Annotated in this window: 14 protein-coding genes; 11 read left to right on the top strand and 3 right to left on the bottom strand. The window is 60.9% G+C overall.

The window, feature by feature from the left end:
* Both VMR03_RS06135 and VMR03_RS06130 read left to right on the top strand, forming a co-directional pair.
* The coding region (locus VMR03_RS06135) for a hypothetical protein (RefSeq protein ID WP_325403291.1) at positions 1–1,265 on the top strand (1,265 nt) is incomplete at its 5' end.
* A gap of 201 nt (positions 1,266–1,466) precedes the next feature.
* Positions 1,467–1,853 (top strand): nuclear transport factor 2 family protein, encoded by a 387-nt coding sequence (locus VMR03_RS06130; protein WP_325403289.1) that lies wholly within the window; start codon positions 1,467–1,469, stop codon positions 1,851–1,853.
* A gap of 23 nt (positions 1,854–1,876) precedes the next feature.
* Here the strand turns inward: VMR03_RS06130 and fliP are convergent, their stop codons facing one another.
* Positions 1,877–2,641: a flagellar type III secretion system pore protein FliP gene (gene fliP / locus VMR03_RS06125; protein WP_414693152.1), complete on the bottom strand. Its 765-nt coding sequence runs from the start codon at positions 2,639–2,641 to the stop codon at positions 1,877–1,879.
* Positions 2,638–3,003 carry a hypothetical protein gene (locus VMR03_RS06120; RefSeq protein WP_325403287.1) on the bottom strand — a complete coding sequence of 122 codons (366 nt, stop codon included), beginning with the start codon at positions 3,001–3,003 and terminating at the stop codon, positions 2,638–2,640. The genes fliP and VMR03_RS06120 overlap by 4 nt, the downstream gene beginning before the upstream one ends.
* 290 nt (positions 3,004–3,293) lie before the next feature.
* On the opposite strand from VMR03_RS06120, the gene VMR03_RS06115 reads away from it, so the two are divergent.
* The 9 genes from VMR03_RS06115 to alaS all read left to right on the top strand — a co-directional run bounded on the left by VMR03_RS06115 (position 3,294) and on the right by alaS (position 13,559).
* Complete coding sequence (locus VMR03_RS06115) at positions 3,294–3,725, top strand: flagellar basal body protein (protein WP_325403285.1); 432 nt, start codon at positions 3,294–3,296, stop codon at positions 3,723–3,725.
* A gap of 33 nt (positions 3,726–3,758) precedes the next feature.
* Positions 3,759–4,169: a flagellar basal body rod protein FlgC gene (gene flgC, locus VMR03_RS06110; RefSeq protein ID WP_325403295.1), complete on the top strand. Its 411-nt coding sequence runs from the start codon at positions 3,759–3,761 to the stop codon at positions 4,167–4,169.
* Between the two features lie 6 nt (positions 4,170–4,175).
* Positions 4,176–4,502, top strand: coding sequence for a flagellar hook-basal body complex protein FliE (fliE, locus tag VMR03_RS06105; RefSeq protein ID WP_325403283.1), 327 nt, complete (start codon positions 4,176–4,178; stop codon positions 4,500–4,502).
* A 59-nt stretch (positions 4,503–4,561) separates the two neighbouring features.
* On the top strand, positions 4,562–4,825 hold the full coding sequence (gene fliQ, locus VMR03_RS06100; protein WP_325403281.1) for a flagellar biosynthesis protein FliQ: 264 nt from the start codon (positions 4,562–4,564) through the stop codon (positions 4,823–4,825).
* Positions 4,826–4,849: 24 nt separating this feature from the next.
* Complete coding sequence (gene fliR / locus VMR03_RS06095; protein ID WP_414693151.1) at positions 4,850–5,611, top strand: flagellar biosynthetic protein FliR; 762 nt, start codon at positions 4,850–4,852, stop codon at positions 5,609–5,611.
* Between the two features lie 18 nt (positions 5,612–5,629).
* Positions 5,630–6,712 carry a flagellar biosynthesis protein FlhB gene (flhB, locus tag VMR03_RS06090; protein WP_325403279.1) on the top strand — a complete coding sequence of 361 codons (1,083 nt, stop codon included), beginning with the start codon at positions 5,630–5,632 and terminating at the stop codon, positions 6,710–6,712.
* Positions 6,713–6,851: 139 nt separating this feature from the next.
* Positions 6,852–9,371 (top strand): ATP-binding protein, encoded by a 2,520-nt coding sequence (locus VMR03_RS06085; protein WP_325403277.1) that lies wholly within the window; start codon positions 6,852–6,854, stop codon positions 9,369–9,371.
* Positions 9,372–9,557: 186 nt separating this feature from the next.
* Complete coding sequence (recA, locus tag VMR03_RS06080) at positions 9,558–10,658, top strand: recombinase RecA (RefSeq protein ID WP_325403275.1); 1,101 nt, start codon at positions 9,558–9,560, stop codon at positions 10,656–10,658.
* A 234-nt stretch (positions 10,659–10,892) separates the two neighbouring features.
* A complete protein-coding gene (alaS, locus tag VMR03_RS06075) occupies positions 10,893–13,559 on the top strand; it encodes an alanine--tRNA ligase (RefSeq protein ID WP_325403273.1) in 2,667 nt (888 codons plus the stop codon).
* Here the strand turns inward: alaS and VMR03_RS06070 are convergent.
* A partial coding sequence (locus VMR03_RS06070; protein WP_325403271.1) for a GNAT family N-acetyltransferase occupies positions 13,556–13,885 on the bottom strand: 330 nt, incomplete at its 5' end. The two genes, alaS and VMR03_RS06070, sit on opposite strands and share 4 nt — an antisense overlap.

The raw sequence follows: 13,885 nt of genomic DNA, 5'->3' as shown, positions 1-13,885 counted from the left end.
TATGCGTCGCTCCGCTATGGTCTGCAAACGCGCACATGTTGACCGTAGATATTCCGATGACGTCGGTTTTTTTCATGACGCTTTCCGTTATCGTACGGCGTCCTGATTTGTGGCGGCTCGCCTCCGTTTTGGCGGGCTGCGCGGCTGCCATAAAATACCCTGGAGCATTGGCGCTCTCCGGCATATGGGCCGTCTTCTTTGTGGAAGAAAGATCGGTCAGATTGCGCTTGTTGCGGAGTATCGAAGCCGGAGCGATTGCGTTTGCCACTTTTCTTTTCTTCAATCCCTTCATCATCCTGGATATGCGGGATTTCAGTCATGATTTCTTCCTGGAGATCATGCATTCGCGGGTTGGTCATCCGGGATTTACAGTTGAAAATGGATTCTCATTTCACCTCTTGAAAAGCATACCCATGGGATTTGGGCTGATCGGCTATTTAGCCGCTCTGGCCGGCTTGGGAGTATTCACCGTCGGATTTCCGCGACTGGCCGCACGCGTCGCGATTCTTGTTCCGATGATCCTTTTTGTGGTCGTAATAGGGATGTCTCGGCTCGGATTTGTCCGATATGCGCTTCCCCTATTGCCGTTCGCCGCCCTCTTTTTTGGCTTAGCTTTTTCTCAGGTGCAGCGACTGCTTGCTGGAACAATTCACCCCGTTTGGGGGGACTTGGGTGTTTGTCTATTCGCTGCAGCGCTGATCGGCCCTATCTGGCAGTCGTCCAGACAAGTTGAGCTTCTGACGAAAGCGGATACCCGCGAAATCAGCACAGACATTCTGGAGAAGGCCTCCATTGGTGACGCCAAGACGGATTATTCCCTGGCGGCTACTACGAGGTGGGTGGATCAGGCTCAACGCAGATGGACGCATTTTTTCAATGTGTGCGGCGGGAAGACCCGTCCTTGTACCGTAAGCGTGGTTGACAGTTTCGAATTAGAACAGCAGCCGTATACGGCTGCGCAAAACGCGCGCTTTAAAGATCAGTGGAAAAAGCTGATTGGAGCGGTAGGAGTTCTGCAGATAAACCCCTACTCATCTCCCATAGACGATGTGACTCTGGATAGAGAGAATATTTATTCAGCTTACGGGTCTGAGCTTCCCTTCCGCCGTTTGCGAGGGCCTCTGATTGAGATCTACATTTATGATCCACAATACATAGCGGCACTGCGAGCAACTTGTGCTCACTATCCGTCATGCACCTTCTTGCAAGGTTCACAGGCGCGATACGGCGTCAGACTCGCCGGAATTTATTCACGCGAAAATTAGCCGCCCGGCTCTCTGTGGTGCCTAGAAATCCCATTCTTTCTGTAGGAGGGGGACGGGCGCTCCTGATATAAGCCGCATGTGCATGGACCTCCCGCTTCGCCCGGGCGAAAGCTGAACATTGCTTGTGCCAGGACGAGCCGGACAGGTCTCATCTCATGTCCTAGAATGTCCTCCATGTCGGTGCACATGGAGGAGGATCATATGACGGATGCTTTGAAAGGTTGGCACGAGGTCGCCCTGCACCGCGACTTCGATGCAATCGACGGCTTGCTTGCCGAGGATGTCATATTCGAGTCGCCCATCGTTCATACGCCGCAGGTCGGCAAGGCGATAACGGCGATGTACCTGAATGCGGCCGTTCACGTGCTCGGCAACGACTCGTTCCGCTTTGTTGGTGAGTGGAAGAGCGAGCGCTCCGGCGTGCTCGAGTTCATGGGTGAGGTCGATGGCATCAAGATCAACGGCGTCGACATGATCCACTGGAACGAAGCTGGGCTCATCACACACTTCAAGGTCATGGTGCGTCCGTTGAAGGCGGTCAACATGCTCCACCGGAAGATGGGCGAGATGCTGGCGGCAACGGGCTAATCCGACTCAGTCGGATATCGCCGTCAGGTTCCGAAGCTTTGGACGAGGCTCCCCGCAATCAGCGCCCAGCCGTCCACCAGCACGAAGAAGATGAGCTTGAAGGGCAGCGAGATCGTCACCGGCGGCAGCATCATCATGCCCATCGACATCAGGACGGAGGCAACCACCATGTCGATGACGATGAAGGGCAGGAAGATCAGAAAGCCGATTTCAAACGAGCGGCGGAGCTCGCTCAGCATGAAGGCCGGCACGATGACCTGAAGCGGCAGATCTTTGGCTTCTTCGGGTTCTGCCGTCTTGGAGAGATCGACGAAGAGCTTCAGATCCTGCTTGCGGACCTGCGTCAGCATGAAGCCCTTGAAGGGCTCGGCCGATTTGGTGAATGCCTCGCCGATTTCGATCTGCTTGTTCATTAACGGCTCTATACCGTTGTGATAGGCCGTCGTGAAGGTCGGCGTCATGACGAAGGCGGTGAGAAAGAGCGCGAGACTGATGAGCACCGAATTCGGCGGCGACTGCTGCAGGCCCATGGCCGTGCGCAGAAGCGACAGCACCACGACGATGCGTACGAAAGACGTCACCATGATGAAGATCGACGGTGCGAGGCTCAAAACCGTAATCAGCGCGACGAGCTGGACGATGTGATCCGTCAGCCCGAAATTGTCCGCAAGATCGACCTTGATGGTGTCGGCGAGCGCGGCGTCGGAAATTGAGAAGGCGACGAACGCCCCGAGAATGCCGGCGAGAAGCGGCGCGTAGCGCAGAATGAGTTGCGAAGTGCGATTCACGCGCGGCGCTCCTTGATGAACTCGACGATGCGCTGGAATTGAAGGGAGGGAGCGGGGCGGACACCGTCCGTCTCCGGTGCGGCATCGACGACGGCCGGCGCGTCGATGCCGGCCTCGATCAGAAGGTTCTGATCGCCGCCCATGAGAATGAGATGCTCCTTGTCGTCGCGGCGGATCAGAACCAGCCGATGCTTGGTATCGACCACCTTGACCTCGGAGATGGAAAGACGCTTGAGCGACCCGGTGCTGCCGAAGCCACCCGTTGCAAGGCCGAGCCGCCTGGCGACATAGGCGCAAACGCCGATCAGCCCGATGATGAAGGCGAGCGCGGCGGCAAAGCGGAGAATCTCTGTGATGTCCATCTGGTCTGCCCACAACCCCGGGGCGCGTCCCGCATCGGGGCGCCTCCGTCTGGCACAATTTGCCGGGCTTATATTTAATGGCGGGTTAAGGGTGGCAAAAAACCGCCATTTTGGTGGTTAGCCTTTCGTTACCTCGCTAGGTCGTTTTTGCCGACGTTAGGACGATCTTAACCGAGAGTGGCAAAGACTGACCTTGCCGCCAAGGAATGCGTGGTCTGCGATTTGAAGAGAAAGCCCGTTACAAGCGCCCAGAAGGGACGAGCCGGCGGGACTCTGTTGGGCACGCGACCATGTCGATCGGCGATCTCCCCATCCTCTCGATGATGAAGCAGCGTCTTCATTGGTTGACTGAACGCCAGCAGGTTCTGGCGCAGAACGTCGCCAACGCGAACACGCCCGGCTATGAAGCCAGGGATCTCAAGGAATTGGATTTCGGCGCGATGGTCGATGCGAGCGGTCCGAAGCTCTCGCCCGTCGCCACCAATGCCTCGCATATCGGAACGCCTATCGCCGGATCTGCCGACGGCATGAATCTCGGCCAAGCGCGCGGCGGCGAGACGATCAAGAAACCCGACTTCGAAACGACGCCAAACGGAAATTCGGTAGTCCTCGAGGACGAGATGGTGAAGGTCGCGCAGACCCAGATGGATTACGACACGGTGACGAGCCTCTATTCGAAGAGCCTCGGCCTCATCAAGCTCGCGATCAGCGGCAACTCATAAAGCCAGATCAAAGGAACGCACGTCATGAGCGCCATGGATCTTTTGAAGTCGATGATGGTCGCCGCCTCGGGGCTCAAGGCCCAGAGTGGGCGTATGCGCATCATCGCGGAGAATATCGCCAATGCGGATTCGGCTTCGACGAAGCCGGGCGGCGATCCCTATCGTCGCAAGATTCCGACCTTCCAGGATCGTCTCGACCGTTCGCTCGGCGCCGAAACGGTGCAACTCGGCCGGCCGGTTCTCGACAGCAGCGATTTCCAGTTGAAATACATGCCCGGACATCCGGCCGCCGACCAGAACGGCTATGTGAAGATGCCGAACGTCAACGGCCTCGTCGAGGCGATGGACATGAAAGAGGCGCAGCGGAGCTACGAGGCAAACCTCAACCTCATCCAGGCGTCGCGCCGGATGATTTCGCAGACGATCGACATTCTGAAGCGGTAAAGCATCATGGCCATTCCAGCGACAGTCGCACTCAATGCCTATGCCCGTGCCGCCGGCATGGGCGGCGGTGCTGCCATGCCCCAGGTTGGGGCCGTGGCGAAGGAATCCTCGGGCGGAAGCTTCGGCGATTTTCTCGAGAAGGCGATCAGCGAAACGGTCGATACGGGCAAGGTGAGCGAAAGCCGCATGGCCTCGACCGCTGCCGCGAAGGATACGAGCCTCGTCGACGTGGTGACGGCGGTTTCCGAAGCCGAGACCACGTTGCAGACGGTCGTCGCCGTGCGCGACAAGGTGATCTCCGCCTATCTGGACATTATGAAGATGCCGATCTGAAGCGTGGGGCTTCGGAGAGATGCGTTAAAGCGATTGATTTCGAGAAAGAGGGTGGGGGAATGACCGGACCGGAAGTGCTCGATCTTGCACGGCAGAGCATCTATCTGCTTCTGGAGATTTCGGCGCCCATGATGATTGTCGCTTTGGTCGTCGGCATTGTCATCGCGCTTCTGCAGGCGTTGACGCAGGTTCAGGAAATGACTCTCGTTTTCGTGCCAAAGATCGTCGCCATTTTCGTTGTCCTGTTACTCGCACTTCCCTTCATGGGACAGGCACTCGCGGGCTACATGAATCTGATCGCGCAGAAGATCGTCGCCGGCTGAGCGAGCGGAAGGACGGGGCGCATCATGATCGACATCGAATTCCTGCCGGAGACGGGCTTCGTCTTCATGCTCGTTTTCTCGCGCCTCGGCACCATGATCATGCTGATGCCGGCGCTCGGCGAGGTTTCGATCCCGGTGCGGGTCCGCCTCATCCTGGCTCTTCTCATCACTGCCGTCATGATGCCGCTCGTCGCAGGCTCATACGGCGCCGTTCCGACCACAGTGCCGGGCCTTGCAATGTCCGTCTTCTACGAGGTTGCGATCGGTCTTTTCGTCGGCATGTCGGCGCGGATCGTCATGAGCGCGCTTCACGTCGCGGGCAATACGATCGCTCTGCAGATGGGACTTTCATTCGCCCAGACCGTCGACCCAACGCAAGGAACACAGGGCGTTCTGATCGCCACATTCTTCTCGATGCTCGCGGTCACGCTCATTTTCGCCACCAACCTCGATCATTTGCTGATCGCGGCGATGCGTGACAGCTATGACCTCTTCAAGCCCGGGCAGGCGCTGCCTGTCGGCGACTTTTCCGAGATGGCGGTGAAGGCGGTTTCGGGCTCCTTCCGGCTCGGGCTTCAGCTTTCGGCGCCGTTCCTCGTCTTCGGCCTGGTGTTCTATGTGGGCATTGGAATCCTCTCGCGGCTCATGCCGCAGATTCAAATCTTTTTCATCACCGTTCCGGCCAATATCGGCTTCGGCTTCGCTCTGCTTTTTCTGATCCTCGGCGCCATGATGACGTGGTTCCTGCAGGGCTTCGAGCAGTCGATGGCGCTGTTCGTACACTGACGCGGGGAGTAGGGCGGCATGTCCGAACAGAACGACTCCGAGAAAACAGAAGATCCGACACACCGAAAACTTGAAGAAGCCAGCAAGAAAGGCGACTTCCCGAAAAGCCAGGAAATCAATGCATGGTTTGTGATGCTTGGTGCGGCCATGGCGGTCGGCTTGATGGGAAGCTCGTCGGCCGGAACGATTATGGGAGCGCTCAAGGTATTTCTCGCCGCGCCTGAAGCGATCCCCATGGACCGCGATCACCTGAGGGCGATGATCCTGCATCTCGGTGCGACAGTCTTCGGCGCCATGGCCCTGCCGCTCGGCGTCCTTGTTGTCGCGGCGGTCGCGGGCAACGTGCTGCAGCATGCGCCGGTCTTCACGGCCGAGAACATGAAGCCGTCCTTTTCGAAGCTTTCGCCGATGAAGGGGTTGGAGCGGCTGTTTGGACCCAAGAGCCTCGTCAACCTCGTCAAAAGCATCGTCAAGTTCTGCGTCGTCGGCACGGTTGTCTTTCAACTCGCATGGCCCGAGCGAGACCGGCTTGCCCTGATGATGACCTGGGACGTCTCGCTGTTGCTGCCGCTCGTCAAGACGCTGGCGCTCAAGATGCTTGCTGGTGTGGTCGCGATCATGACGATCGTCGCCGCTGTCGATTACCTCTTCGAGCGATTTCAATGGCTCAAGAAGCAGCGCATGTCGCTTCAGGAAATCAAGGACGAGTACAAACAGTCGGAAGGCGATCCGACGATCAAGGCGAAGCTCCGTCAGATCCGCCTGGAGCGCGGCCGCAAGCGCATGATGGCGAACGTACCCAAGGCGACCGTCGTCATCATGAACCCGACCCACTACGCGGTGGCGCTCAAATACGAAAAGGGGATGGGGGCGCCGGTATGCGTCGCCAAGGGCCTTGACGCGGTCGCTCTGAAGATCCGCGCCCTCGCCGAGGAAAATTCGGTGCCTGTGGTGGAGAACCCGCCGCTTGCCCGCGCCCTTCACGCTTCTGTCGAGATCGACCAGGAAATACAGCCGGAGCACTACAAGGCCGTCGCCGAGGTCATTGGCTATGTGATGCGTCTTAAGGCTAAGATCGGCCGGCGGAGACGCGCCAGTTGATTCGGTCGCCCATGCCGCTCAAACTTCATAACGGTGAACTCAAGCAATTCCAGAAAGCGGGAACCGGTTCTCCGCTGGAATTGCACCCAAGCAGATATTTGGGCGACACGCTTGCGACGGCAGCTTTGGGGGCAGGCCGATGACCGAAATGCCGGCGGAAATAGCCGAACTGGAGCGAAGCGTTCCGGAGCGCGCGAGCCCGCGTCTGTCGCCGCGCCGTCTGGTGACGCTGGCGGGAGCCGCCGTCTCGGGTATTGCTTTTCTGCTCGACGCCTTCGAAATTCACGCTTTCGGTACCGAGGGCGCTCTGAGCCTCATGGGTATGGTCGCCGGCGGCGCGATTATTCTTTTGGGCTTCAGCGCCACCATGTCCCGCGACGTCAGCCGCGCGCCGGCTGCGGCGGGCGACGCGCTCAATGCGCTTCCCGATCCCTGCTATGTCACCGACCGGCGCGGCGCGATCCTGTTTGCGAATGAGGCCTATCGGAGTCTCATTGGCATCATCAACGCCGAACGTCCGGCGCCGTTGGAGCGCCTGCTCGCGGGCCGCGAGGTTCTCGCCGAAACGCTTTACCGGCTGGCCCAGGCGGCGCGTACCGGCTTTGCCGCCGACGAAGAAATCCGGTTTTCGCCGCGGCCCGGTGCTGTCGAGCGCATCTACAAGGTCGTCGTCCGCCCCCTGAGCGGGCAGGCCGGTGGGGCGGTCTGGCTTCTGCGCGACCTCACCGTGGAGCGCGAGCGCCTGGACCTCGTTGAGGAGCAATGGCGGCGTGTCTTCGCGTTCCTGTCGGCGACGCCGCTGGGTTTTTATGCCGCCGAACTGACCGGCGAAATTCTTTATGTGAATACCAAGCTTGCGAGCTGGCTCGGTGCGACGCCAGAACGATTTGCCGAGCGCCCGCACAAGCTCTCCGACGTCCTGTTGGGCGATGCCGGCGCGCTCACTCGCGTTTCGGATTTTGAAGGCACCGTCGTCGTCGATGCCGACCTCAAGGGTCCCGGCGGCCTTCCGGTGCCGGTGCGCATCGTCCAATCGCTGGTGCCCGGTCGGCCCGGCAGCAAGTCCGGCGCACTCATCAGCTGCGCCTTCGTCTTCGACCGCAAGACATCGGGCGAAGCTGAGGAAACCGCTCGCGACGCCGAGCTGCGCTTCGCACGCTTCTTCAACAACGCGCCAATCGGCATCGCGACTGTCGATTACGAAGGGCGCATCGACAATGCCAACAGCGCCTTCCTCGCCTATATGGGCGGCGAAGTGGCGCGTGGCGTGCGGCTCGCCGACTTGATGGTCGAGGAGGACCGCCCCTCCGTTTCCGAATGCCTCGCGCGTCTGCGCGAGGGCAGGCAGCCCGGCGCCCCCATCGAGGTCCGCCTCGTCAATCGTTCGGAACGGGTCGGCCAGCTTTATGCGAGCCGGGTCGACAGTGGCGAAGGCGTTGGCTCGACGGTCGTCTATCTCATCGACGCGACGGAACAGAAATCGCTTGAGCTGCAATTTGCCCAGTCGCAGAAAATGCAGGCGATCGGCCAGCTCGCCGGCGGTGTCGCGCACGACTTCAACAATCTGCTGACTGCCATTATCGGTTTCTGCGACCTGCTGCTTGCGCGCCATCAGGCGGGCGATCCGTCGTTCGCCGATGTCATGCAGATCAAGCAGAACGCAAATCGCGCCGCGAATTTGACGCGTCAGTTACTGGCCTTTTCGCGCCGCCAGACGCTGCGCCCCAAGGTTCTTTCGCTGACCGATGCGCTGGCCGAACTGCAGAATCTTCTATCTCGCCTTCTTACCGAGAAAGTCGAACTCAAGATCGTGCATGGCCGCGATCTGGGTCTAGTCAAGGTCGATCAGAACCAGCTCGAGCAGGTCATCATGAACCTTGCCGTCAACGCGCGCGATGCGATGCCGGACGGGGGCAGGGTGACGATCCGCACGGCAAACGTCTCGGAGGAGGATTCCCGGGCACTCGACCATGCGATGATGCCGCCGGCCGACTATCTGCTGATCGAGGTGGCGGACACCGGTACCGGCATCCCGAAGGAAAATCTCGGCAAGATTTTCGAGCCTTTCTATACGACGAAGGATCCAAGCAAGGGCACCGGCCTTGGCCTCTCGACGGTCTACGGCATCGTCAAGCAGACAGGCGGCTTCATTTTTGCCTATTCGACGGTGGGTAAGGGCACGACCTTCCGCATCTATCTGCCGCGCTATTTCGAAACCGCGGCTGAGGCCAAGGCTGAAGCGGAAGCGCAGGCCGCCGCCGTCGCGGCTGAGCCCACGGACCTTACCGGCAAGGGCACCATCCTCCTCGTCGAGGATGAAGATGCGGTCCGCACCTTTGCTGCCCGCGCGCTCCAGACGCGCGGCTACGAGGTCCTGCAGGCCGATAGCGGAGAGGCGGCAATCGCCCTCGTCGAGGACTTCGCGGGCAAGATCGACCTCATCGTCTCCGACGTCGTTATGCCGAACATGGACGGCCCGACCATGGTCAAGACGCTGAAGGACAAGCTGCCCGGGATCCGGATTATCTTCGTCTCGGGCTACGCCGAGGACGCCTTCGAGAAGAGTCTAGATCCCGACCAGGAGTTTCATTTCCTGCCCAAGCCCTTTTCGCTGAAGCAGCTTGCCGCGGCCGTCAAGGAAGTGATGGCGAAGGCCTGACACCTCGCCGTCCGATTCCACCACTTCGCGTTGTGACTGGTTGTGTCCGGGGGAACATCTCTGGAACGTGTACCAAAATTGTGCTTAATATCAGTGGGTTAAATTTTCCCTTGCGCATGAGAACAAAACCGGTACATTAACCCTCGATTGCGTCGCTTTGGCCAGCATGGAATAAGGGGAACCGGAATGTCGAAAGGTGTCGTACAGCTCGTGGAGAGGGGCGATAAGACCGATATGGACAAGCAGAAGGCCCTGGAAGCAGCCCTGAGCCAGATCGAGCGTTCGTTCGGCAAGGGCTCCATCATGCGGCTCGGCAAGAACGAGCAGGTCGTGGAGATTGAGGCAATCTCCACCGGTTCGCTTGGTCTCGATATCGCGCTCGGCATCGGCGGGCTTCCCCGTGGCCGGGTGATCGAGGTTTACGGACCCGAATCCTCCGGCAAGACCACGCTGGCGCTGCAAACGGTTGCCGAAGCTCAGAAGAAGGGCGGCGTCTGCGCCTTCATCGATGCGGAACATGCGCTCGATCCGGTTTATGCCCGCAAGCTTGGCGTGGCGCTCGACGATCTTCTGATCTCCCAGCCTGACACCGGCGAGCAGGCGCTTGAAATCTGCGACACGCTGGTCCGTTCCGGCGCGGTCGACGTGCTCGTCGTCGACTCGGTCGCAGCTCTGACGCCCAAGGCCGAACTCGAGGGCGAGATGGGCGACAGCCTGCCGGGCCTGCAGGCTCGCCTGATGAGCCAGGCGCTCAGGAAGCTCACCGCCTCGATTTCAAAGTCGAACACGATGGTGATCTTCATCAACCAGATCCGCATGAAGATCGGTGTGATGTTCGGCAGCCCCGAAACCACGACGGGCGGCAACGCGCTGAAATTCTATGCCTCGGTCCGCCTCGACATCCGCCGCATCGGCGCGATCAAGGATCGTGAAGAGGTGGTCGGCAACCAGACCCGCGTGAAGGTCGTCAAGAACAAGGTCGCGCCGCCCTTCAAGCAGATCGAATTCGACATCATGTATGGCGAAGGCATCTCGAAGACGGGTGAACTCGTCGATCTCGGCGTCAAGGCCGGCATCGTCGAGAAGTCGGGCTCCTGGTTCTCCTACAACAGTACGCGCATCGGTCAGGGCCGCGAGAACGCCAAAATCTTCCTCCGGGACAATCCGGAGATGGCCGCCCAGATCGAACAGGCCATCCGCCAGAATGCCGGCCTCATCGCCGAGCAGATCATGGAAGGTTCGCCCGAAGAGGATGCCGACGGCGACGACCTGGAGGCGAGTGCCTGACGCTTTCTTCCCCTAAGTTTCTCTAGCCTTGCGTGCAAGGTGCGGCGCCGGATACCCCCCGGCGCCGTTTTGCTTTTGAGCAAGCCGGTTTTTCGGGCAGATCGCCGCAAGGCGGCCTTCCTAGACAGTTGGCGGGGCGGACGGTAAAAGCTGGAACGACTTTAACTTTTCCGGGCGAACCGCCACATCTCGAGGGTGGGGAGACGTCCGAGGGCTTTGAAGCGAGACGACGGAATGGCCGGGCTCAACGAGATCCGCAGCAAGTATCTTTCCTATTTCGGCGGGCACGGCCATGAGGTCCTGCCTTCGGGGCCGCTCGTCCCGAACAACGACCCGACGCTGCTTTTCACCAATGCCGGCATGGTGCAGTTCAAGAACGTCTTTACGGGCCAGGAGACGCGGCCCTACAAGCGCGCCACCACGTCGCAGAAATGCGTCCGCGCGGGCGGCAAGCATAACGATCTCGACAATGTCGGCTATACGGCGCGCCACCACACCTTTTTCGAGATGCTCGGCAATTTCTCCTTCGGCGACTATTTCAAGGCCGATGCGATCGAATTCGCCTGGAACCTGATCACGAAGGAATTCGGTCTGCCGAAGGAGCGGCTGCTCTCGACGGTCTATGCGGATGACGATGAAGCCTTCGACCTCTGGAAAAAGATCGCCGGCTTCTCCGACGACCGCATCATCCGCATCCCGACCTCCGACAATTTCTGGTCGATGGGCGATACCGGCCCCTGCGGTCCCTGCTCGGAAATCTTCTTCGATCACGGCCCGAAAATTCCGGGCGGCCCTCCCGGTAGCGCGGATCAGGACGGCGACCGCTTCATCGAAATCTGGAACCTCGTTTTCATGCAGTATGAGCAGCAAGCCGACGGCTCGCGGCTCAGCCTGCCCAAGCCTTCGATCGACACCGGCATGGGGCTCGAGCGCATCGCCGCCGTGTTGCAGGGAACGCACGACAATTACGCCACCGACCTGATGCGCGCGCTGATCGTCGCGAGCGCCGAGGCCTCGCGCACCGACCCGGACGGCGCCCATGCCGTGAGCCATCGCGTCATCGCCGATCATCTTCGCGCAAGCTGTTTTCTGATCGCCGACGGCGTGCTGCCCTCGAATGAGGGACGCGGCTATGTGCTCCGCCGCATCATGCGTCGCGCGATGCGCCATGCGCAGTTGCTCGGCGTCACCGAGCCGTTGATGTGGAAGCTCGTGCCGTCGCTCGTCCGTCAGATGGGCGACGCGTATCCGGAGCTCCGCCGCGCCGAGGCCCTCATCACCGAGACGCTGAAGCTCGAGGAAACGCGCTTCCGCGAAACGCTGGTGCGCGGCCTTCGTCTTCTCGACGAGGAACTCGACCGCATCGGCGGCGCGAAGGTGCTGCCGGGCGAGGTCGCCTTCAAGCTCTACGATACCTATGGCTTCCCGCTCGACCTGACGCAGGACGCCTTGCGCCCCAAGGGCATCGAGGTCGAGCAGGCCGGTTTCGACAGCGCCATGCAGCGCCAGCGCGAGGATGCGCGCAAGGCCTGGGCAGGCTCCGGCGAAAAGGCCACGGAGACGGTCTGGTTCGAATTGCGCGAGAAAGCCGGCGCGACGGAGTTCCTCGGCTACGACACCGAGAATGCCGAAGGCAAGGTCGTCGCCATCGTCGTCGACGGCAAACCCGTCGAGAGCATCGCGGCCGGGACGAACGCCGCCATTATCACCAACCAGACGCCCTTCTATGGCGAATCGGGCGGGCAGGTCGGCGATACGGGCGTTCTCTTCAACGGCTCGGGCGTCGAGTTTCCGGTCAGCGATACCCAGAAGAAGTTGGGCGACATGGTCGTCCATTCGGGCAAGCTCGCGCGCGGGCAGCTCAAGGTCGGCGACGTGGTCGAGATGAAGGTCGACGGCGCCCGCCGCTCGGCGACCCGGGCGAACCATTCGGCGACCCATCTGCTGCATGAGGCGCTGCGCCGCGTGCTGGGCGATCACGTGACGCAGAAGGGCTCGATGGTCGCGCCGGAGCGCCTGCGCTTCGACTTCAGCCACCCGAAGCCCATGACCGCCGACGAGATCGCGAAGGTCGAGGAGATCGTCAACCGCGTCATCCGCCAGAACAGCGATGTGACGACGAGGCTGATGACGCCCAAGGAAGCGATCGAAGCCGGTGCGTTGGCTCTCTTCGGCGAGAAATACGGCGACGAGGTGCGCGTCCTTGCGATGGGCGTCAACGACGATACGGATGGCAAGACCTACTCGGTCGAGCTTTGCGGCGGCACGCATGTGCGCCGCGTCGGCGACATCGCGATTTTCAAGATCGTCGGCGAGAGCGCGGTCGCGTCCGGCGTCCGCCGCATCGAGGCGCTGACGGGCGAGGGCGCGCGACACTACCTTGTGAAGCAGGACCGCATCGCGAAGGAAGCGGCCGGCGCCCTGAAGATCGCCCCGGAAGATCTGCCCGCCCGCGTCGTCTCGCTGGTCGAGGAAAGAAAGCGCCTTGAACGTGAATTGAACGAGGCCAAGAAGAAGCTCGCCATGTCGGGCAGCGGCGTGGCGGAAGCCTCGCCCGCTCAGTCGATCGGCGGGATCAACGTGGTGGCGCGCGCGCTGAATGGCGTCAATCCGAAGGATCTGCGCGGACTCATAGACGAGGCAAAGCAACAGATCGGGTCAGGCATCGTCGCGCTCGTCGCCGTCAGCGAAGACGGCAAGGGCGCGATCGCGGTCGGCGTCACCTCCGACCTGACTTCGCGCTACAATGCGGTCGAACTCGTGAAGGCGGGTGCCGACGCGATGGGCGGCAAGGGGGGCGGCGGGCGGCCGGACATGGCCCAGGCCGGCGGTCCCGACGGCGCGAAAGCCGATGCCGCGCTCGACGCCGTCAAGGCAGCGCTTGCCGCCGTCGCTGCTTAGGGTGCGATCGGTTTTTCCATCCGGTAGTTGGTCAGCGCAACGCCGTTGAGCGTCACCGACTGTTCGGCGATTAGCGAATAGCCCTTCCGCTCGAAGACGGGCCGCGCGATCTTGCTCGCCTCGGTGAAGAGGCGCGCGATGCCGAGCGCGCGGGCGCGTGTTTCCACAGCATCGCAAAGCGCGCCGCCGACGCCATTCAGCACGCGCGCCACCACGTTGATCCCGCCGATCGACTGAGCGGGCGAGGCTTCCGCCACGCCGCCGCCCGACATGGCGAGCTTCTTCTTGGTCTCGTTCAATTCACGTTCAAGGCGCTTTCTTTCCTC

The organism is Parvibaculum sp. (genome assembly GCF_035511255.1).
GTDB lineage: Bacteria > Pseudomonadota > Alphaproteobacteria > Parvibaculales > Parvibaculaceae > Parvibaculum.
This window is presented reverse-complemented; position numbering and strand designations above follow the sequence as displayed.